Raw genomic sequence first — 17740 nt, forward strand, 5'->3', positions numbered from 1 at the left:
AGGCGCTCGGCCGGATCCGCTGACGGAGGCGGAGGCGGCGCAGATCTGCCACCGCCGCCTCCACCACGAAGAATGCGCATCCCGAGATGTAGTGCGGATCCCTATTGGGATCAGCCGACCTCCACCGTGTCCGCCTGCGGCAGTCCCGCCGACGGCTTCCGCGTCCGCAGCAACGTCACACCGAGCACTGCGGCCGCAACGCAGAACCCCGCACTGATCCACGAACCGGTCGACATGGCGGTGGTGAACGCATCCTTCGCAGCTTCGCCGAAGCCGAGTTGGAAAGCGGCACCGATGGATTCACGTGCCGCAGCGGGTGCGTCCGTCGGCATGTGATCGGTGAACACACCGGCGAGCACGCTGCCGAGGATGGCGATGCTGATCGCCATACCAACCTGCTGCAACGTGTCGTTCATGGCCGAACCGACGCCGGCGTGCTCGAGCGGAATGGCGCTCATGATCGAGGTGTAGGCGGCAGGGCCGGCCAATCCGCCGCCGATGCCCATGACGAGCATGCTGACCAGGATCCACAGGTATCCCTCGCCGATCGCGAGAATCGCGAACGCTCCCGCCATGATCAGCAACCCCGAGACGATCAGCGCCTTGTTGCTGATCTTCTTGCCCAAGGTCGCGCCGAGCCCGTTGCACACCGCGGCGGCCACCGCGTACGGCAGCAGCGCCAGCCCGGCTTTCATCGGCCCGTAGCCGAGCACGAACTGCAGGTACTGGGTGAGCATCAGCATCACCGCGCCCATGCCGAACACCATCAGCAACAACGTGAACGCAGTGCCGGTGAAGTCCCGATTGCGGAACACCGCCAGCGGCAACATCGGATGCTCCGATCGGCTCTCCCACACCACGAACCCGATCGCGGTCAGCACGGCCAGCGCGATCATGCCGATATTCCACTCGCGTTCGATGATCACGTAGACCGTCGACACCAGCGCGACGATGGACAGCAGCACGCCGACCAGGTCGACCGGCCGCTGCTCACCGGTGGACTCCGGCATGAGAACCAGCGCGGCCACGATGGCGAGCACCGCTACCGGGATATTGAGCAGGAACACCGACCCCCACCAATAGTGCTGCAGCAGTAGACCACCCAGCGTCGGCCCGGCCACGATGCCGACCATCGAGACGGTCGACCAGGCCGCCATCGCCTTGCGCCGCTCGTCCTCGGCGAAGGTGGTCATCAGGATGGACAGGGTCGACGGCATCAGCAGCGAACCGCCGATGCCCATCGCCACGCGCGCGGCGACGACATGCCATGGCTCGGTGGCGAGCACCGCGGCCAGCGAGGCCACGCCGAAGACGGCGAGGCCGTAGATCAGCATCCGTCGCCTGCCGAATCGGTCGGACAGGCTGCCTGCGGTGAGCAGGAGTCCGGCGAAGACCAGCACGTAGGCGTCCAGGATCCACTGCACGTCCGACGGTGTGGCACCCAGTTCCCGGATCAGCGACGGGATAGCGAGATTGAGCACAGTGCTGTCGAGCATCAGCACCAGCAAGGACAGGCAAAGGACCCCCAGAATCCACCAACGGCGAGGGTCTCGTACAACGTTCGATTCCACTCGAACAGCGTACGAGAGACTCGAACAATGTGCGAGTGAATATAGGATCGACACGTGACCAAGCAGTTCACCTCGGTATGGATCCGCGAACCCCGTCAGCCGAAGACGTCGGGTCTACGCCTCGATCAGATCATCGGCGCCGCCGTCGAACTCCTCGACGCCGAAGGACTCGAGTCCTTGAGCATGCGCAAGATCGGCGCCAAGCTCGGCGCGGGCGCCACCAGTCTGTATTGGTATGTCGCCAACAAAGATGAACTGCTGGAATGGGTCCTCGACGAGTTCTGGGGCATGGTGGAGGTCCCGGAACCAGAGCAGGCGCCGTGGCGTGAAGTGCTCACGACATTCGCCTACAACTTCCGCGCCGCGCTGCGCGAGCATCCGTGGGGCGCAACCCTGATCGGGCAGCTACCCAGTCTGGGTCCGAATGCGCTGCGGCTCACCGACCGGCTGCGTCGCGCGTACGTCGGCGCGGGCTTCCGCGGCGTCGATATCTACTTCGCCAGCGGCACGGTGATGTCCTATGTGCTCGGAGTGGTGACGCCGGAGATCGCCTGGCGGAAGACGTATGGCGACATGGAGATCGACCGGGACCTCATCGTGCAAACGATGGAAGGCGTGGCCGAGGACTATCCCGAACTGCTCGCGGACTATCAGGAGGCGACGCCGGAGGACACCGAGGTCTCGCGAGCGATGTCGTTCGACTTCGGTTTGCTGTGTTTGCTCGACGGTCTCCAGCACCGTCTGCGCGGTTTCCCCGAGGGGGCGCGTCCTCGATCCGAGGAGTAAGGCCTCGTCAATCATCGGCTTTCGGTCCGTCGCGGGGGCCATCTTGATAAACTGGAACAAGTTCTAGTTTATGGGCCCGGTGGTCCAATGAAACGGTGCGCTCCACGGCTCGAAGCGGGTGCGCGGGAAGGCGTTCGGGTGAGCACCCATACCGTCCTCGGCCAGGAAGTTCACATGCCGGTTCGTATCCGGCTCGCACACGCTTTCATGGCGACCTACCTGGTTCCCGCCGACGCCGCGCAGCAGTTGGTCGACTACTCCGGGTTGCGAGTGCTGCACCTGCCGGGCGGCCGGGCTATGTGCTCGCTCGTTTTCGTCGAGTACGTCGACGGTGATCTCGGCCCGTACCACGAGTTCGGCGTCTCCTTCATGGTCCGGCACCACACCGCCACAGCGGCCGGCCGGTTCGGCGACGTCCGGGCCTTGGCGACGAATCAGGCCGGAGTCTTCATCCATCGACTGCCGGTCGACGGCGACTTCACGCTCGCGGCGGGGCGTGGAATCTGGGGATTCCCCAAGGAACTCGCCGATTTCAGTGTTCGTCACGACACGGAAACTCGTCACGGTGCGCTGCGCCAGGAGGGTGAGCTGATCGTCGACCTGACTGTTCGTCAGGGCTTTCGCACGCCGGAACGTCGAAACACCGCCTCCTCGTTCGACGCCTACTCGCACATCGACGGCGTCACTCGATGCACGCCGTGGCGGATGGAGCCGTCGGGCATGCGCGCCCGTCCGGGCGGGGCCACTTTGTCCCTCGGCAATCACCCCATCGCCGACGAACTGAAGTCACTGCGCCTGCCCCGTCGTGCTCTCATGGCGTCCAGCATCGCCCGGTTGGCGATGACCTTCGAGGATGCCGATCCTGTCTAGGCCACCATCAGCGCGAACCGGGTGCGAGCCCGGTCGATAACCGCATGATCACGGCCTTGCGCGGTTCGTGGACGCTCTGAGAAGGTCCGGTTAGTGTGACGTAGCGGATTGTTTGCTCGCCGACTGTGGCGTAGCGGACTATTCGCTCGCAGCCCGAACCGATCTGTGTGGGAGAGGTGCCCGTGAACTCCGACGACCAGCGCGAGGTGCTGGATCCGGGCGACAGCCCGGCGGAATCACGCGGAGTCGTGGCTGAGATGTGGGGAAAGTTCCGGGCGATGCGCGGCCCGCAACACATTCTGGACGGCGCAGCTCCGGCGATCGGTTTTCTGATCGGATACTCGGCAGCCGGTGCGGAGGTCGGTGTTTTCGTCGCCATCCTGATCGCAGTCTTGCTGGGCGCTGTGCGGCTGATGCGCGGCGATTCGGTGCGGGTGGTTGCGGGCGCGGTGCTGGTGATCCTGGTGTTCTCGCTGTTCGTCGAGATCACCGGGGAGGGGCGCGGTTTCTATCTGCCCGAAGTAGCGTTGAGTGTCGTGATGACCGTGCTGTTCGGCGCGACCTTGCTCACCGGAAAGCCACTCAGTTACACGGTGAGCCGCAGGATTCGGCTCGAACCGGCCGAGCCCGCCGACACGGCGACGCGGCTGCGCCTGCATCGCCGAATCACCTTCGCCTGGTTCGTGTTCTGGGCGGCGCACGTGGCGGTGATGGTGCCGCTGTACCTGGCCGACAAAGTGGTCCTGCTCGGCACCTTCGCCCTGGTCTTCGGCAAGCCCGCGCTGGTCGTGATGCTCGCGTTGACCTGGTTGTGGGTGCGCAGCAAGACCACGGTCCGAGCCGGGGCGGCATGACGCTGCCGAGCCCCGACGCCGTGTCGGAGGACGGGGAAGAAGAGGTCGATTACCGCTTCACCCTCGCCAACGAACGCACGTTCTTGGCGTGGATGCGCACGTCGCTCGGTCTGCTCGCCGGTGGTGTCGCGGTGCACACATTGGTGCAGCCATTTCGGATGGGCGGCATGCGGCGCGCACTCGCGCTGAGTTGCCTGGTCCTCGCGGTGATCGTCGCGGTGGGCGCGTATGTGCATTGGCGCCGAGTCGGGGTGGCGATGCGGCAGGGGCGTCCGCTGCCCGACACGGTGATGGTGCCGATCCTGTCCGCGGGCATCGCTGTCGTTTCGGTGCTCGCGGGTGTCGCGGTGTTGCTGCGATGAGCCGCGCCGGGCTCGCCGCGGAACGCACCGCCTTGGCCTGGCGACGGACGGCGGTGGCCGCGATGATCACCGGCGCACTGTTCCTGAACCATGCCGTGACCAGCGGGTGGCGTCCCGCGATGATCGCGCCCATCAGTGCGGCGATCGCCATGGCCGCGCTGGCAGGGCTGAGTTACCTGCGCAACCGCAGCTTGCATCAGGGCAACTACGGCCACGGCAGACGGGTCGTCGCCGCGACGACCGTGGTGGTGGTGGTCGTCGCTGGTCTCGCGGCAGCTATCCAGTTCACCGATCCATCGCCCTAAATCCGTACCGGCACAGCGACTTTGTACCGACTCTCAGGAGGATGACATGAGCGAACGACGCGAGCGGATCGTGTGTCAGCGGGTCTGGCGCATATCGGAGCCGAGTGTCAGCGGGGTGCGGGCATGAGCGATCGAACTGAGCGAATCGTGCCAGCGCGTGCGGCGCAGGCTGGAGCCGAGTGCGAGCGAGGTGCGGGCATGAGTCAGCGAAGTGCACGGATTGTGTCGGCGCGGGTGAGGTATGCCGGAGGCGAGTGCCGGCGAGGGGTGAGTATGAGCGATCGGAGTGAGCGGAGCGTGTGGCGCCCATCGGAGCCGAGTGTCAGCGAGGTGCGGGCATGAGTGAACGAAGTGAGCGAATCGTGTGCCGATGCGCAGGACGCATGCTTGTGCAGGGTGCTAGCGAGGTCCGGGCATGAGCACAGCGACCGAGCCGAGCGATTTCATCGTTGCCGAGCAGCGGCGTGCGGCCGCCGCGATGCCGTTCGCCGATACCGCCGATCTCGCGGATGCCGAGCGCGGGTTCATCGCCGCGCCGGAGTCCGGCTTGGTGACCGCAGCCGACGGAAGTGTGGTGTGGGACAACGACTCCTACAGCTTCTTGCGCGGATCCTGTCCCGCGTCGGTCAATCCGAGCCTGTGGCGGCAGTCCGGCCTGGTCATGATGCAAGGGCTGTTCGAGGTCACGGCTGGGATCTATCAGATCCGGGGGTTCGACCTGTCGAACATGACCCTCGTCGAGGGCAAAACCGGTGTGCTGGTGATAGATCCGCTAATCACAGCGGAGACCGCGGCCGCCGGTCTGGCGCTCTATCGTGCGCATCGAGGCGATCGTCCGGTGACCGGCATCATCTACACCCATTCGCACGTCGATCATTTCGGCGGCGTGCTGGGGGTTACCAGCACCGATGATGTTGCGGTCGGCCGCTGTCCCATCCTTGCTCCGGCGGGTTTCTTGGCGCACGCAGTGGCTGAGAACGTGTACGCGGGTACCGCCATGGCGCGACGAGCGGGCTACATGTACGGCGCCGTGCTGCCACGTGGGCCGCTCGGGGCGGTGGGCGCCGGTCTTGGTCAGACTAATTCGATCGGCACGATCACTCTGATTCCGCCGACCGTGGACATCACCAGGACCGGGCAAGAAGAAACGGTCGACGGGATCAGGATCGTCTTCCAGATCACCCCCGGTACCGAAGCACCCGCCGAAATGAACTTCTACTTTCCCGAGCACCGCGCACTGTGCATGGCCGAAAACGCCACGCACACACTGCACAACCTGCTCACCCTGCGCGGCGCCCTGGTGCGCGACCCGCACGTCTGGGCGAAGTACCTGACCGAGGCGATCAACCTGTTCGCGCGCCGGTCCGATGTGGTGTTCGCCTCCCATCACTGGCCCACCTGGGGCACTGATCGTCTGGTGGAATTCCTTGCGCTGCAACGTGATCTATACGGGTACCTGAACGACCAAACCCTGCGCCTGTTGAACCAGGGCTACGTCGGCGCCGAGATCGCCGAAATGCTCACGCTGCCATCGGCTATCGAGGGCAGCTGGCATACGCACGGGTACTACGGGTCGGTCAGTCACAACGTCAAGGCCATCTACCAGCGGTACATGGGCTGGTTCGACGGCAACCCGGCGCATTTGTGGGAGCATCCGCCGGTCGAATCCGCTGTTCGGCATGTGGAATTCATGGGCGGCGCCGAGGAGGTCCTGCGCAAGGCGCAGGAGTCCTACGATGCCGGCGACTATCGCTGGGTGGCCCAGGTGGTCAACTACGTGATCTTCGCCGATCCCACCAATGATGCCGCGAAAGCGTTGCAGGCCAGCACCTTCGAGCAACTCGGCTACGGCGCGGAGAACGCGACCTGGCGCAACTTCTACCTCAGCGGCGCCTATGAACTGCGCTACGGCTCGTTCGGCACGCCGACCAAGGCCACCTCGCCGACCATGCTCGCCGCACTGACCGTCGACCAGATCTTCGACGCCATGGCGCTGCGCGTCGACGGGCCGAAGGCGTGGAATCAGCGGGTCGTCGCGGAGTGGCAGATCAGTGACGAGGATCGGGTGCACCGCCTCGAACTGCGCAACGGGCGGCTGACCCACTACGACCGGCCCGACGGGGTGCCGCTGCCCGAACCCGACGCGACCTTCACGCTGAGCAAGGCGACGCTCATCCGAGTGTTACTGACGGGCGAGGATTTCGGCGTCGCGGCGGCCGCGGGCGACATCCTCATCGACGGTGATGTCACCAAGCTGGCCGAGCTCGTAGGCGTATTCGACGCGCCGGACCCGGACTTCTCCATCGTCACGCCGCGGGGCACCGTCGGGTAGCTCACCCGCGAAACATGTTCGACTCCGCGAACGACTCTCCTTACGGTGGTGATCATGTCAACCGAGCCGTCGACCGATCCCTTGCGTGCGCGCCTGCGCGCCGCACTGTCCGTGGCGATGAAATCCCGGGACCGCCAGGCGATCACCGCCCTGCGGTCCACGCTGGGTGCCATCGACAATGCGGAGGCGGTGGATGTCGGCGAGCATCGGGCGGGTGCCGTGGAGGGTAGCGCGGTCGGCCTGGGCGTCGCCGAGGTTGCCCGGCGCGAGCTGACCGAGGGGGACATCGAACAGATCGTGCGCGCCGAGATCGCCGAACGCCGCACCGTCGCTGAGGAATACGATGGAGTCGGGCGCGCGGAGCAAGCCGAGGAGTTGCGGGTGCAGGCCAACGTGTTGGCGGACCTGCTCTAGAACCGCTACCAACCCAAACCGAGGCGATCTGAGTCCGGGTCCGCCGGCGTGATGTAGAACTGCGGAACGCTGCTCGGCCGCGCACCGCGACCGAGCATGAAATCGCATCTCGAAAGCCGGGAGCCGGGAGCCCAGTTTCCTTGCGCGTCAGGGCGTGGTGGGCAGGGTCTTGATGTATCGCCCGGCGACGAAGCGCTGGATGAGGCGAGCTACCGGACCGCCGAGCCGGGTGTACCAGGTCGCCGGGCGGGAGAATGCGGTCACTACTCCGTATACGGCGTCGTCGGCCGGGTCGTACTCGACGGAGAACAACTCCTCGCCGCTCTCCGGATGCCCCGGCAGTGTGCCGTAGGCGAAGCCGCGCTGATTCGGCGCGGCCAGCACGTACACCACCCGGCACGGCGCGGTGATGGCCAACGGCCCGATGCCGAGCCGCACCGTCAGGCGAGTGCCCGGCTCGGCGGTCGGGGTCGAGGCCTCATGAAAGATGCCGGTGCCCTTCTGCATCCGATACTCCAGGATCGCCACCGCCGCGTGCTCGAACAGCGCCCGCCCGTGCCCGATCTGCCGCCGTAACCGAAACCCGTGATACCCCGCAGGCAGCTCACTGCTCGTGGCACCGACTTCGGAATAGGTGAACGGCGGATCACTGGGCCCATGCTCCATGCCTTGATCTTCACCCCGGCCGGCCCGGTTGGGAAGCATTACGCGGCGTCGGTTTCGACACGCCGAGCGCCCAGTGGCACGTACTCACGACGGTTCCACCGGTTTCAGGCGTAGGGGAGCGAGGTGCAGCAACCCCAGGGGATCCAAGTACTCCCGTCGGCGCCGACCACCACCTTCGCTCCTCAATCCCCAATGCAGACACGTCCCACACCCTTCGTGCCCGGCTTCCAGCGTGCCGATCCGGTCGCCTCGCCCAACCCTGCGCCCCACCGAAACCTCTGCGCGCACAGGCTCATACGTGGTCCGCAACCCACCCGGATGATCGATCGACACCACCGCCTTGTCCGCCACTGTCCCGGCGAACACCACGATCCCCTCTCCTGCGGCCAGCACGCCCTGTCCGGGCGCACCAGCCAGATCCACCCCGCGGTGCCCCGGCAGCCAGTTCTGCGCAGGCTTGTCGAACCGCCGCAACACAGCAGGCCGAGGCTGCAGCGGCCAGCCGAACCCACCGACCGGTGCGGCCGTCGAGGCCGGCTCCACGCAGATCAGCACGATCAACACGAGACCGATCAGGACGAAGGCCCGGCGGACGCTTTTGCTCCCCATCACGCGAAATCAATCAGTTGCGGCTGATGGCAACGCCAGCGGTGCAGGCGAGACGAGCCCACAGAACTCGGAATCGCTCGGCGACATGAAAAACAGTGCAGGACCGACATATTCGCAGAACTCCGGGTCAAGCGGAGATATCGCCAACAGGCCGACACCGGATCCCCTCTCATGCGCCGCCTCATCGCCCGTGACGCGCAACGGCGCCGGACGCACCAGCCCACAGAACGAACCTGTGCACGTCGCGAGCGCGCCGGCCGTGTTGTGCGGCGCCCCATCGCCCGTGACGAGTACCGGTGCCGGGCGTACGAATCCGCAGGATGAACCTGTGCACGCCGTGAGCGAGGCTCCCACGCCCGGTGGCGCCGGTTCACCCTCGGCTCGTATCGATGTCGGCTGAACCATCCCGCAGAGCACGCCTGGGCACGTCGCCAGCGGTCGGCCCGCGGCATGCGGCCACGTCAACCACTCCCGCTCGCAGACCAATCTCGCGCATTCCACGCGCACGGACGGCAAATCCTGCGGAACCCCGCCCACGACAACAGTGGCAACTTGCGCAGGCGGCCCGAGCCCACCCGCCGCAACCGGCGGCGCCGTCAACACAGCGAGCGCGAAGAAAAGCGGTATGACCAGCGTCATCATGGACGAGATCGGTTTCGAAGGCATGCCACAAAGCCTCATCCGAGCGAACCGATCCCGGAACCCCCACTGCCCCGAATGTGGACAACTTTCTCGACTGTGGACATCCCTCGTTCCACAGTCGGCAACCACCACCGCGTACCCCCTGACAGGCCGATTTAGTAGCTGGCCTGGAACCCGATAGACTGATCGAGCGGTCTGTGCCTGCATAGACCGACTTCGCGCGCCACCCCGTGCTTGTTCGCAACGGCGCTGTTCGAATCGAGCTCATCATCCATCGATTCGCGACGGTGTCTGTGCGGAGCAGGGAGTCGTCGGCTGGTCCCCACCTTCACGGTCGGGTCCGACGGTTCGGAGGCGCCAGGGCAGTGGATCACCGATTCACTGCGTCAACCGGCAAACGAAAGAGAGATACGGGAGCTATGGCTGTCGTAACAATGAAGCAGCTGCTGGACAGCGGCGCGCACTTCGGGCACCAGACACGGCGCTGGAACCCGAAGATGAAGCGGTTCATCTTCACCGACCGCAACGGCATCTACATCATCGACCTGCAGCAGACGCTGACCTACATCGACAAGGCCTACGAGTTCGTCAAGGAGACCGTCGCCCACGGTGGCACCGTTCTCTTCGTCGGCACCAAGAAGCAGGCCCAGGAGTCGATCGCGGCCGAGGCGACTCGCGTCGGGATGCCCTACGTCAACCAGCGCTGGCTGGGTGGCATGCTCACCAACTTCTCCACCGTGCACAAGCGCCTGCAGCGCCTCAAGGAGCTCGAGGCCATGGAGCAGACCGGTGGTTTCGAGGGTCGCACCAAGAAGGAAATCCTCATGCTCACGCGTGAGATGACCAAGCTGGATCGCACCCTCGGTGGTATCCGCGACATGGCCAAGGTGCCCTCGGCCATCTGGGTCGTCGACACCAACAAGGAGCACATCGCCGTCGGCGAGGCGCGCAAGCTGAACATCCCGGTCATCGCGATCCTGGACACCAACTGCGACCCCGACCTGGTCGACTACCCGATCCCGGGTAACGACGACGCGATCCGTTCCGCCGCACTGCTCACCAAGGTCGTCGCCTCCGCGGTGGCCGAGGGCGTGCAGGCGCGGGCTGGTCTGTCCTCCGGCGACGACAAGCCGGAGTCGGGCGCGGGCGAGCCGCTCGCCGAGTGGGAGCAGGAGCTGCTCGCGTCGGCCGCACCGACCGCCGAAGCCGCTGCCGAGACCCCGGCTGAGGCCCCGGCCGAGGCTGCCGCTGAGGCCGCCCCCGCCGAGGCTCCGGTGGAGACCCCGGCCGAGGCCTGAGTCTTCTCAACCCACGGCGGCGTGCGCCGGTAGCCTGCGTAACCACGTAGGGACAGCGAACGCCGCCGTTCAGGCACTGTTCCGGCGGTGATCACGATCGCGTGCGATGGTGATCACCGCTGCCCAGTATTCAAGTACTTTCTCCGAAGGAGGCTCGCCCCCGATGGCGAACTACACCGCTGCCGACGTGAAGCGGCTCCGGGAGCTCACCGGCTCCGGGATGATGGATTGTAAGAACGCGCTGGCCGAGACCGACGGTGATTTCGACAAGGCCGTCGAGATCCTGCGCATCAAGGGCGCCAAGGACGTCGGCAAGCGTGCCGAGCGCACCACCGCCGAGGGCCTGGTCACCGCCAAGGGCGGCGTCATGCTCGAGATCAACTCCGAGACCGACTTCGTCGCCAAGAACGCGGAGTTCCAGGCGCTGGCCGATCAGATCGTGGCTGCCGCCGCGACCGCCAAGCCGGCCGACCTGGACGCGCTCAAGGCGCTCGACCTCGGCGGCCAGACCGCCGACGAGGCCGTGCAGGCGCTGGCCGCCAAGATCGGCGAGAAGCTCGAGCTGCGTCGCGTGATCTCCTTCGACGGCCCGGTCGCCACCTACCTGCACAAGCGTGCCTCGGATCTGCCGCCCGCTGTCGGCGTGCTGATCGAGTACCAGGGCGAGGGTGACGCCGCGGCTGACGCCGCTCGTGCCGCCGCCATGCAGGTTGCCGCGCTCAAGGCGAAGTACGTGACCCGCGACGAGGTTCCGGCCGACATCGTGGAGAACGAGCGCCGCATCGCCGAGCAGACCGCTCGCGAAGAGGGCAAGCCCGAAGCCGCACTGCCGAAGATCACCGAGGGCCGCGTCAACGGCTTCTTCAAGGACGTCGTGCTGCTGGAGCAGTCGTCGGTCACCGATTCGAAGAAGACCGTCAAGGCGCTGCTGGACGAGGCCGGGGTCACCGTGACCCGCTTCGCCCGCTTCGAGGTCGGCTCGAACTGATCGCGCCCCGCACGGTCGTCCCGGCAACCGCCGGGAACCAGACGCGGGACCTGGTCTGAATGCCGTCCAATGGCTACATAGAGCAGACCCCTCGTCGACCGATATGCCGGTTGACGGGGGGTCTTCCTATGCCGCCGAGCACACATAGGGCAGGATAGGGGCCGCTCCGTGTTGAGGAGCCTTTCCGAGCTGCCGAATTCTTTGACGCACTTGCCTGCCGAGAACACGTTGACCGCCGAAGGAGAAGAACACCCATGACGGACCCGGGGAACGACCGCCCAGGATATCGCCGGGTGCTTCTGAAATTGGGTGGCGAGATGTTCGGCGGCGGCCGCGTCGGCCTCGACCCCGATGTGGTGGAGACGGTTGCGGAGCAGATCGCCGAGGTGGTCGCCACCGGCGTGCAGGTGGCCGTGGTGATCGGCGGCGGCAACTTCTTCCGCGGCGCCGAGCTCGAGGAGCGCGGCATGGAACGGGCCCGCTCGGATTACATGGGCATGCTCGGCACCGTGATGAACAGCCTTGCGCTGCAAGACTTTCTGCAGAAGCAGGGCATCGAGACCCGGGTGCAGACCGCGATCACCATGGGCCAGGTCGCCGAGCCCTACCTCCCGCTGCGCGCCAAGCGGCACCTGGAGAAGGGCCGCGTGGTGATCTTCGGCGCGGGCATGGGCATGCCGTACTTCTCCACCGACACCACCGCCGCCCAGCGCGCTTTGGAGATCGGCGCCGAGGTGGTGCTGATGGCCAAGGCGGTCGACGGGGTGTTCACCGCCGACCCCAAGGTCGACGAGGACGCCACCATGTACTCCGAGATCACCCACAAAGAGGTCATCGAACAGGGCCTCAAGGTCGCCGACGCGACGGCCTTCAGTCTCTGTATGGACAACCAGATGCCGATGCTGGTGTTCAATTTGTTGACCAAGGGCAATATCGCCCGAGCGGTCGCCGGTGAGAAGATCGGCACATTGGTTCGGTCCTGACCCCGCGACCCGCGGATCATGACGATGACGACGCTGTGGAGGAAACGGTCGTGATTGAAGAAGCGCTCTTCGACGCCGAGGAGAAGATGGAAAAGGCTGTCACGGTTGCGAAGGACGATCTCGCAGGCATCCGCACCGGACGTGCCAACCCGGGGATGTTCACTCGAATCGTCGTGGACTACTACGGCTCGCTCACCCCCATCACCCAGATGTCCAGCATTACGGTGCCGGAGCCGCGCATGGTCGTGATCAAGCCGTACGAGCAGGCACAGCTCGGCGCGATCGAGACCGCGATCCGCAACTCCGATCTCGGTGTCAATCCCACCAACAACGGTGACATCATTCGGATTTCGGTACCGCAGCTCACCGAGGAGCGCCGCCGCGAGCTGGCCAAGCAGGCCAAGGGCAAGGGGGAGGACGCGAAGGTGTCGATCCGCAATGTCCGCCGCAAAGCCATGGACGAACTGTCGCGCATCCAGAAGGATGGCGAGGCGGGCGAGGACGAGGTCGGGCGTGCCGAAAAGGACCTCGACAAGACCACCGCCAAGTATGTCGGCCAGATCGACGAACTGGTCAAACACAAGGAAGCCGAACTGCTCGAGGTCTGACGCCGGTGGCGTGAGCGATGGGCACCGGGAATGCCGCCGATGGGACACCGCAGCACGCCCGCCCGGGCGGGGGACGAACGGAACGACGAGTTGAGCGACGGGACAATCGTGGCCGAGAACGCCGCCGCGACCGGTGCGGCTGAGGAGCCGAGGCCGGTGAACGGCACAGCTGAAGCGAGGCAGGAGCACGTGCGCGATGCGGGAGCGTCGGGGCACGAGCCGTTAGCCTCCGCTGCGGCGTCCGGTCACGACGCTTCGGCCGATGGGGACGGTTCGGCAGCCCGTCTCGACGGTGCCGCGGGGCAGCAACCTCAGACCTCCGAGGCATCCGTGTGGGCATCGAATGCCGCGGGCGCTGAAGAGGCTCCGGCTGCCTCGGCGGCCGAGCACGATCCGGAGGCGCACGGCCCCAACGCGGTGCTCGCCGCCGCGCCCGCGCCCGGCTCCCGCGCGGGCCGGAATCTGCCCGCGGCGCTCGCGGTCGGCTTCGGTCTCGGCCTCTCGCTCATCGCGATTCTGCTGTTCGTGCCGAAGGTGTTCATCGGTGTCGTCGGTGTCGCGGTGGGTGTGGCGACCTGGGAGGTCGCCAAACGTCTCCGCGAAGCCGACGTCCTGGTGCCGCGCATCCCGCTGATCGTCGGCGGGCAGGCCGTGTTCTGGCTCGGCTGGCCCTACGGGGCCAGCGGGGTCGCGGGCGCGTTCGCGGGCACCGCGCTCACGTGCATGGTGTGGCGCCTGTTCGACCACGGCTTGCAGACCGCGCCGCGAAACTTCCTCCGCGACACCGCCATCGCCCTCTTCACGCTGGCCTGGATTCCGCTGCTCGCCTCGTTCGCGACGCTGCTGCTGCTCGAACCGGACGGCAACCTGCGGGTGCTGACCTTCATGATCCTGGTGGTCTGTTCCGACGTCGGCGGTTATGTGGCAGGCGTGCTGTTCGGCAGGCATCCGATGGTGCCGTCGATCAGCCCGAAGAAATCCTGGGAAGGCTTCGGCGGCTCACTGGTCTTCACCGTCATCGGCGGCCTGCTCACCGTCACCCTGCTGCTGGAAGCCAACTCGATGATCGGCGTCGTCCTCGGCGTCGGCCTCGTCCTGGTCGCTACCTGCGGCGACCTCATCGAATCCCAGATCAAACGCGAGCTCGGCATCAAGGACATGGGCACCCTGCTGCCCGGTCACGGCGGCATCATGGACCGCCTCGACTCCATGCTCCCGTCGGCCTTCGTCTCCTGGTTGGTTCTCTCAACCCTGCTCTGACCTGCGACTATAAATTCTTGCCACCCTGTCGGCCAAAATTTATACTCGCAGGATGTCCGAAGACAAGCTGTCGCGTGCCGAGGTGGCTGTGCTGTCGTTTCTGCTCGGCAGCCCTGCTGCCCAGCGGCAGGTCGGCATCGCGGAAGCTACCGGAGTGACGCAGGCGCGAGTGTCGCAAATCCTGGCTGCCGCTGATGCGTTCGGCTGGACCGAACGCGGCCCGGACGGCTGGCAGGTGCGCCGCCCCCGCGAGCTGTTCGAGCGTCTTGTCGCCGCCCGTCCGCCCAAGGTCGACGTCGTCGAGTCCTGGTACAGCCTCGACACCATGCAGCGGCAGATCGAGCTGGCGTTGGAACAAGCCTCGGATCAACAGGTTTCGCTGCAGGTTTGCGGCGATTGGGCAGCGGATCGGGTCGCGCCGTGGCGAATCCCGGACATCGTCTATCTGCACGCCGACGGGCATTTGGACCTGCAAGCAGCAGGTTTCGTCCCGGTCGAAACGAGTCCTGCCGACGCGACCATCGTGGTGAACGTCGGCAAGCTCGCGCCCGGATTGCGACTCGACCCGGCGATCGCCACGGCGATGGGCGGCCCGCCTGCGCAAGCGTGGCCGCTCGCACCCATCACCGAGATTGCCCGGCACTTGCTTACCGGCAACGGGCCCGATACTGCCGAAGCCGTAGCCGAACTCGAACAACGCTTTCTCGCCGCCCGCAGCGAGCTCGAGCGCGTTGCATGATCGAGCTGGCGGTCTTCAGCGGTTCGCGGGCCGAGGACGGTGCGTATCTGGCGCTGGCCGACGCCGCGGCCGCCGGTGCCGCGCTGGAGTCGTGGGCGGTGATCGGCGGGCACATGGTCAATCTCCATGTGCTGCGCAGCGGGGTATCGGTCCCGTTGCGCGCGACCAGAGATGCTGATCTCGCGGTAGAACTAGTAACCATCCGGGACGGAGTCCTGCTGGATCGATTGCGCGGCATGGGCTATGACAATCCACGGGCGGGCAACCGATTCGAGCGCTCGGTCGGTGGAGCTGCCGCGACGATCGACTTGCTGGCACCGTCGTTCACCAACCGGCATGTCCCCGATCTCGATGCGGGACCGATCGCGGTCGACGGCATCCCGGCGCTGCATGTGGCGTTGGCGCGGGAGCCGGTGTGGATTGCTTTGAGCGCCGAGCTGATCGATGGCACCCGGACATCCGCCATCGTCGCGATCCCGGACATCGCAACGGCCCTCTGCATCAAAGTCTTCGCTTACCTGCACCGCTTCACTCCGCGTGACGCCGAAGACATCGCACGACTGCTCGAATGCGGATACGCGGACCGGACATCCTGGCCCACCGGAACCACTTTCACCGAGGCGCTCGATCTGCTGCGCGAGCATTTCGACCAGCCGGGACACGCGCTGCGGAGGTGCACCGGAAATCCCGCGCGCACCCGTGCCCTCGTTCGTGCTCTCACGCCTTGACGGTCCGGCATTCTCCGCCGAAGCGCGATGAGCTACCTCTTCGCGACGCGGCGGAGTTGCAGGATGCGCAGGCCGCCGACCAGAGCCATCACCAGCGCGCCGCCGATGACCGACAGCAGCACTGCGACGCCGAGCGGCAGCGAGAAGTGCCAGAAGAAGAAGCCGACCTCGACCTGATCCAGGTTCTGCAGGATGAAGACCAGTAGGACGATGAGAATGAGAGCGCCCGCGATCAGACTCATCCAGGTGGTGCCGGTGCGCGTGGACAGCGATTGGCGGTGCTTGACCGGGGCGGTGCTCGGCGGGGTGGTGGCCGGTGGTGCGGTCGGCGGCGTCGGCGCCGTGCGCTCGTCCGTCAGATCCGGATCGGGCTCAGGCAGGTGTTCAGCATTGGTGGACATGTTCCGATCATTGCCCACTGCTATGACAGTTACACGTATTTCCCGGCGACGATCCGGCCATGTCGGAACTGCCGCGTGCGGGCGAGTGTGCGGCACATTCGCCCAGATGGGAGAATGGAGGAACTATGACCGTCTCCCTGCCCCTCGTTTTCGATGCTCCGCGCCGTGGCATGCCGCCCCGGCACCTCGCCGACCTCGACGCAGAGGGCAGGCGGGCAGCTATCGAGGAGCTGGGACTGCCGAAGTTCCGCGCCGACCAGATCGCCCGCCAGTACTACGGCAGGCTGCAGGCCGACCCGGCGCAGATGACGGATCTGCCCGCGCCCGTGCGCGAGAAAATCGGCGAGGCGCTGTTCCCGCCGCTGATGTCGGTGGTGAAGCACGTCGCCTGCGATGCGGGCGAAACCCGAAAGACGTTGTGGCGCGCGGGCGATGGCACCCTCTTGGAGAGCGTGCTCATGCGCTACCCCGACCGCGCCACCCTCTGCATCTCCAGCCAAGCAGGCTGCGGCATGGCTTGCCCGTTCTGCGCGACCGGCCAAGGCGGACTGAACCGCAACCTGTCCACCGCCGAGATCGTCGACCAGGTGCGCGCCGCGGCAGCCGCGATGCGCGACGGTGAGGTCGCGGGCGGGCCGGGCCGGCTGTCCAACATCGTCTTCATGGGCATGGGCGAACCGCTGGCCAACTACAAGCGGGTCGTCGCCGCGGTCCGCCGCATCACCTCCCCGCCGCCGGACGGTTTCGGTATCTCTCAGCGCAACGTGGTCGTCTCCACCGTCGGACTGGCCCCCGCGATCCGCAAACTGGCCGACGAAGACCTCTCGGTCACCCTCGCCGTCTCCCTGCACACCCCCGACGACGAACTGCGCGACACCCTCGTCCCGGTGAACAACCGCTGGGCGGTCGCCGAGGTCCTCGACGCGGCCCGCTATTACGCCGACAAGTCCGGTCGCCGTGTCTCCATCGAGTATGCGCTGATCCGCGACATCAACGACCAGCCGTGGCGGGCGGACATGCTGGGGCAGAAGTTGCACAAGGCTTTGGGTTCTCGCGTGCACGTCAACGTGATTCCGTTGAACCCGACGCCGGGTAGCAAGTGGGATGCCTCGCCGAAACCTGTTGAGGCCGAGTTCGTTCGGCGTGTGAACGCCCAGGGTGTACCGTGCACGGTCCGTGACACCCGCGGCCAGGAAATCGCTGCTGCCTGCGGACAACTCGCTGCCGAAGGCTAACGAATACCGAGGCGTCCGGCTTGTATGCAGTGGCGCTGTGGCCCTTGAGGGGTGGGAAGCTGTTATCGCAGGAGGAAGGTCCGCAACCG

The 17740-nt window shown here is 66.2% G+C and carries 19 protein-coding genes; 15 read left to right on the forward strand and 4 right to left on the reverse strand.

The window, feature by feature from the left end; genetic code table 11:
• Window positions 1–110 precede the first annotated feature (110 nt).
• Window positions 111–1571 carry an MFS transporter gene (locus NN4_RS10145; RefSeq protein ID WP_246180805.1) on the reverse strand — a complete coding sequence of 487 codons (1461 nt, stop codon included), beginning with the start codon at window positions 1569–1571 and terminating at the stop codon, window positions 111–113.
• 54 nt (window positions 1572–1625) lie between these two features.
• Between NN4_RS10145 and NN4_RS10150 the strand changes: the two genes are divergently transcribed.
• From NN4_RS10150 to NN4_RS10180, 7 genes are all read left to right on the forward strand, one after another.
• Window positions 1626–2357: a TetR/AcrR family transcriptional regulator gene (locus tag NN4_RS10150; RefSeq protein WP_147129676.1), complete on the forward strand. Its 732-nt coding sequence runs from the start codon at window positions 1626–1628 to the stop codon at window positions 2355–2357.
• Between the two features lie 138 nt (window positions 2358–2495).
• On the forward strand, window positions 2496–3227 hold the full coding sequence (locus NN4_RS10155) for an acetoacetate decarboxylase family protein (protein ID WP_147129677.1): 732 nt from the start codon (window positions 2496–2498) through the stop codon (window positions 3225–3227).
• Between the two features lie 182 nt (window positions 3228–3409).
• On the forward strand, window positions 3410–4081 hold the full coding sequence (locus tag NN4_RS10160) for a DUF3159 domain-containing protein (protein ID WP_147129678.1): 672 nt from the start codon (window positions 3410–3412) through the stop codon (window positions 4079–4081).
• Window positions 4078–4443, forward strand: a complete 366-nt coding sequence (locus NN4_RS10165; protein WP_147129679.1) for a YidH family protein — start codon at window positions 4078–4080, stop codon at window positions 4441–4443. Before NN4_RS10160 ends, NN4_RS10165 begins: the two co-directional genes overlap by 4 nt.
• Window positions 4440–4748 (forward strand): DUF202 domain-containing protein, encoded by a 309-nt coding sequence (locus NN4_RS10170; protein WP_147129680.1) that lies wholly within the window; start codon window positions 4440–4442, stop codon window positions 4746–4748. Before NN4_RS10165 ends, NN4_RS10170 begins: the two co-directional genes overlap by 4 nt.
• Window positions 4749–5163: 415 nt before the next feature.
• Window positions 5164–7080 carry an alkyl/aryl-sulfatase gene (locus NN4_RS10175; RefSeq protein WP_147129681.1) on the forward strand — a complete coding sequence of 639 codons (1917 nt, stop codon included), beginning with the start codon at window positions 5164–5166 and terminating at the stop codon, window positions 7078–7080.
• Between the two features lie 54 nt (window positions 7081–7134).
• Window positions 7135–7494 (forward strand): GatB/YqeY domain-containing protein, encoded by a 360-nt coding sequence (locus NN4_RS10180; RefSeq protein ID WP_186818346.1) that lies wholly within the window; start codon window positions 7135–7137, stop codon window positions 7492–7494.
• Between the two features lie 147 nt (window positions 7495–7641).
• Here the strand turns inward: NN4_RS10180 and NN4_RS10185 are convergent, their stop codons facing one another.
• Complete coding sequence (locus NN4_RS10185) at window positions 7642–8160, reverse strand: DUF1990 domain-containing protein (RefSeq protein WP_147129683.1); 519 nt, start codon at window positions 8158–8160, stop codon at window positions 7642–7644.
• Window positions 8161–8244: 84 nt separating this feature from the next.
• The gene (locus NN4_RS10190) at window positions 8245–8769 is read right to left on the reverse strand and encodes a M23 family metallopeptidase (RefSeq protein WP_147129684.1); all 525 of its coding nucleotides are present in this window, start codon (window positions 8767–8769) and stop codon (window positions 8245–8247) included.
• A 1061-nt stretch (window positions 8770–9830) separates the two neighbouring features.
• Between NN4_RS10190 and rpsB the strand changes: the two genes are divergently transcribed.
• From rpsB to NN4_RS10225, 7 genes are all read left to right on the forward strand, one after another.
• The gene (rpsB, locus tag NN4_RS10195) at window positions 9831–10709 is read left to right on the forward strand and encodes a 30S ribosomal protein S2 (RefSeq protein ID WP_147129685.1); all 879 of its coding nucleotides are present in this window, start codon (window positions 9831–9833) and stop codon (window positions 10707–10709) included.
• Window positions 10710–10872: 163 nt separating this feature from the next.
• Window positions 10873–11697 (forward strand): translation elongation factor Ts, encoded by an 825-nt coding sequence (tsf, locus tag NN4_RS10200; protein ID WP_147129686.1) that lies wholly within the window; start codon window positions 10873–10875, stop codon window positions 11695–11697.
• A 254-nt stretch (window positions 11698–11951) separates the two neighbouring features.
• Complete coding sequence (pyrH, locus tag NN4_RS10205) at window positions 11952–12680, forward strand: UMP kinase (RefSeq protein ID WP_107658365.1); 729 nt, start codon at window positions 11952–11954, stop codon at window positions 12678–12680.
• Window positions 12681–12730: 50 nt separating this feature from the next.
• A complete protein-coding gene (gene frr / locus NN4_RS10210; protein ID WP_147129687.1) occupies window positions 12731–13288 on the forward strand; it encodes a ribosome recycling factor in 558 nt (185 codons plus the stop codon).
• A gap of 417 nt (window positions 13289–13705) precedes the next feature.
• Window positions 13706–14548 (forward strand): phosphatidate cytidylyltransferase, encoded by an 843-nt coding sequence (locus NN4_RS10215; RefSeq protein ID WP_135237466.1) that lies wholly within the window; start codon window positions 13706–13708, stop codon window positions 14546–14548.
• Window positions 14549–14600: 52 nt separating this feature from the next.
• Window positions 14601–15287, forward strand: a complete 687-nt coding sequence (locus tag NN4_RS10220) for a MarR family transcriptional regulator (RefSeq protein WP_147129688.1) — start codon at window positions 14601–14603, stop codon at window positions 15285–15287.
• Window positions 15284–16015, forward strand: coding sequence for a hypothetical protein (locus NN4_RS10225; protein WP_147129689.1), 732 nt, complete (start codon window positions 15284–15286; stop codon window positions 16013–16015). The genes NN4_RS10220 and NN4_RS10225 overlap by 4 nt, the downstream gene beginning before the upstream one ends.
• A 32-nt stretch (window positions 16016–16047) precedes the next feature.
• Here NN4_RS10225 and NN4_RS10230 read toward each other — a convergent pair whose 3' ends face one another.
• The gene (locus NN4_RS10230; protein WP_147129690.1) at window positions 16048–16416 is read right to left on the reverse strand and encodes a LapA family protein; all 369 of its coding nucleotides are present in this window, start codon (window positions 16414–16416) and stop codon (window positions 16048–16050) included.
• A gap of 125 nt (window positions 16417–16541) precedes the next feature.
• Here NN4_RS10230 and rlmN point away from each other — a divergent pair, with 125 nt between their 5' ends.
• Entirely contained in the window at window positions 16542–17651 is a 1110-nt protein-coding gene (rlmN, locus tag NN4_RS10235; RefSeq protein WP_147129691.1) for a dual-specificity RNA methyltransferase RlmN, read from the forward strand.
• The last annotated feature ends 89 nt before the right edge of the window (window positions 17652–17740 follow it).

It is taken from the genome of Nocardia ninae NBRC 108245 (assembly GCF_007990755.1).
Taxonomy (GTDB): Bacteria; Actinomycetota; Actinomycetes; order Mycobacteriales; family Mycobacteriaceae; genus Nocardia; species Nocardia ninae.

Bases quoted from the DNA above. Each gene is read 5' to 3' on its own strand.
- NN4_RS10165 (WP_147129679.1), top strand. From the start codon at position 4,078: ATGACGCTGCCGAGCCCCGACGCCGTGTCGGAGGACGGGGAAGAAGAG.
- NN4_RS10170 (WP_147129680.1), top strand. From the start codon at position 4,440: ATGAGCCGCGCCGGGCTCGCCGCGGAACGCACCGCCTTGGCCTGGCGA.
- NN4_RS10175 (WP_147129681.1), top strand. From the start codon at position 5,164: ATGAGCACAGCGACCGAGCCGAGCGATTTCATCGTTGCCGAGCAGCGG.
- NN4_RS10180 (WP_186818346.1), top strand. From the start codon at position 7,135: ATGTCAACCGAGCCGTCGACCGATCCCTTGCGTGCGCGCCTGCGCGCC.
- NN4_RS10185 (WP_147129683.1), bottom strand. From the start codon at position 8,160: ATGGAGCATGGGCCCAGTGATCCGCCGTTCACCTATTCCGAAGTCGGT.
- NN4_RS10190 (WP_147129684.1), bottom strand. From the start codon at position 8,769: ATGGGGAGCAAAAGCGTCCGCCGGGCCTTCGTCCTGATCGGTCTCGTG.
- rpsB (WP_147129685.1), top strand. From the start codon at position 9,831: ATGGCTGTCGTAACAATGAAGCAGCTGCTGGACAGCGGCGCGCACTTC.
- tsf (WP_147129686.1), top strand. From the start codon at position 10,873: ATGGCGAACTACACCGCTGCCGACGTGAAGCGGCTCCGGGAGCTCACC.
- pyrH (WP_107658365.1), top strand. From the start codon at position 11,952: ATGACGGACCCGGGGAACGACCGCCCAGGATATCGCCGGGTGCTTCTG.
- NN4_RS10220 (WP_147129688.1), top strand. From the start codon at position 14,601: ATGTCCGAAGACAAGCTGTCGCGTGCCGAGGTGGCTGTGCTGTCGTTT.
- NN4_RS10225 (WP_147129689.1), top strand. From the start codon at position 15,284: ATGATCGAGCTGGCGGTCTTCAGCGGTTCGCGGGCCGAGGACGGTGCG.
- NN4_RS10230 (WP_147129690.1), bottom strand. From the start codon at position 16,416: ATGTCCACCAATGCTGAACACCTGCCTGAGCCCGATCCGGATCTGACG.
- rlmN (WP_147129691.1), top strand. From the start codon at position 16,542: ATGACCGTCTCCCTGCCCCTCGTTTTCGATGCTCCGCGCCGTGGCATG.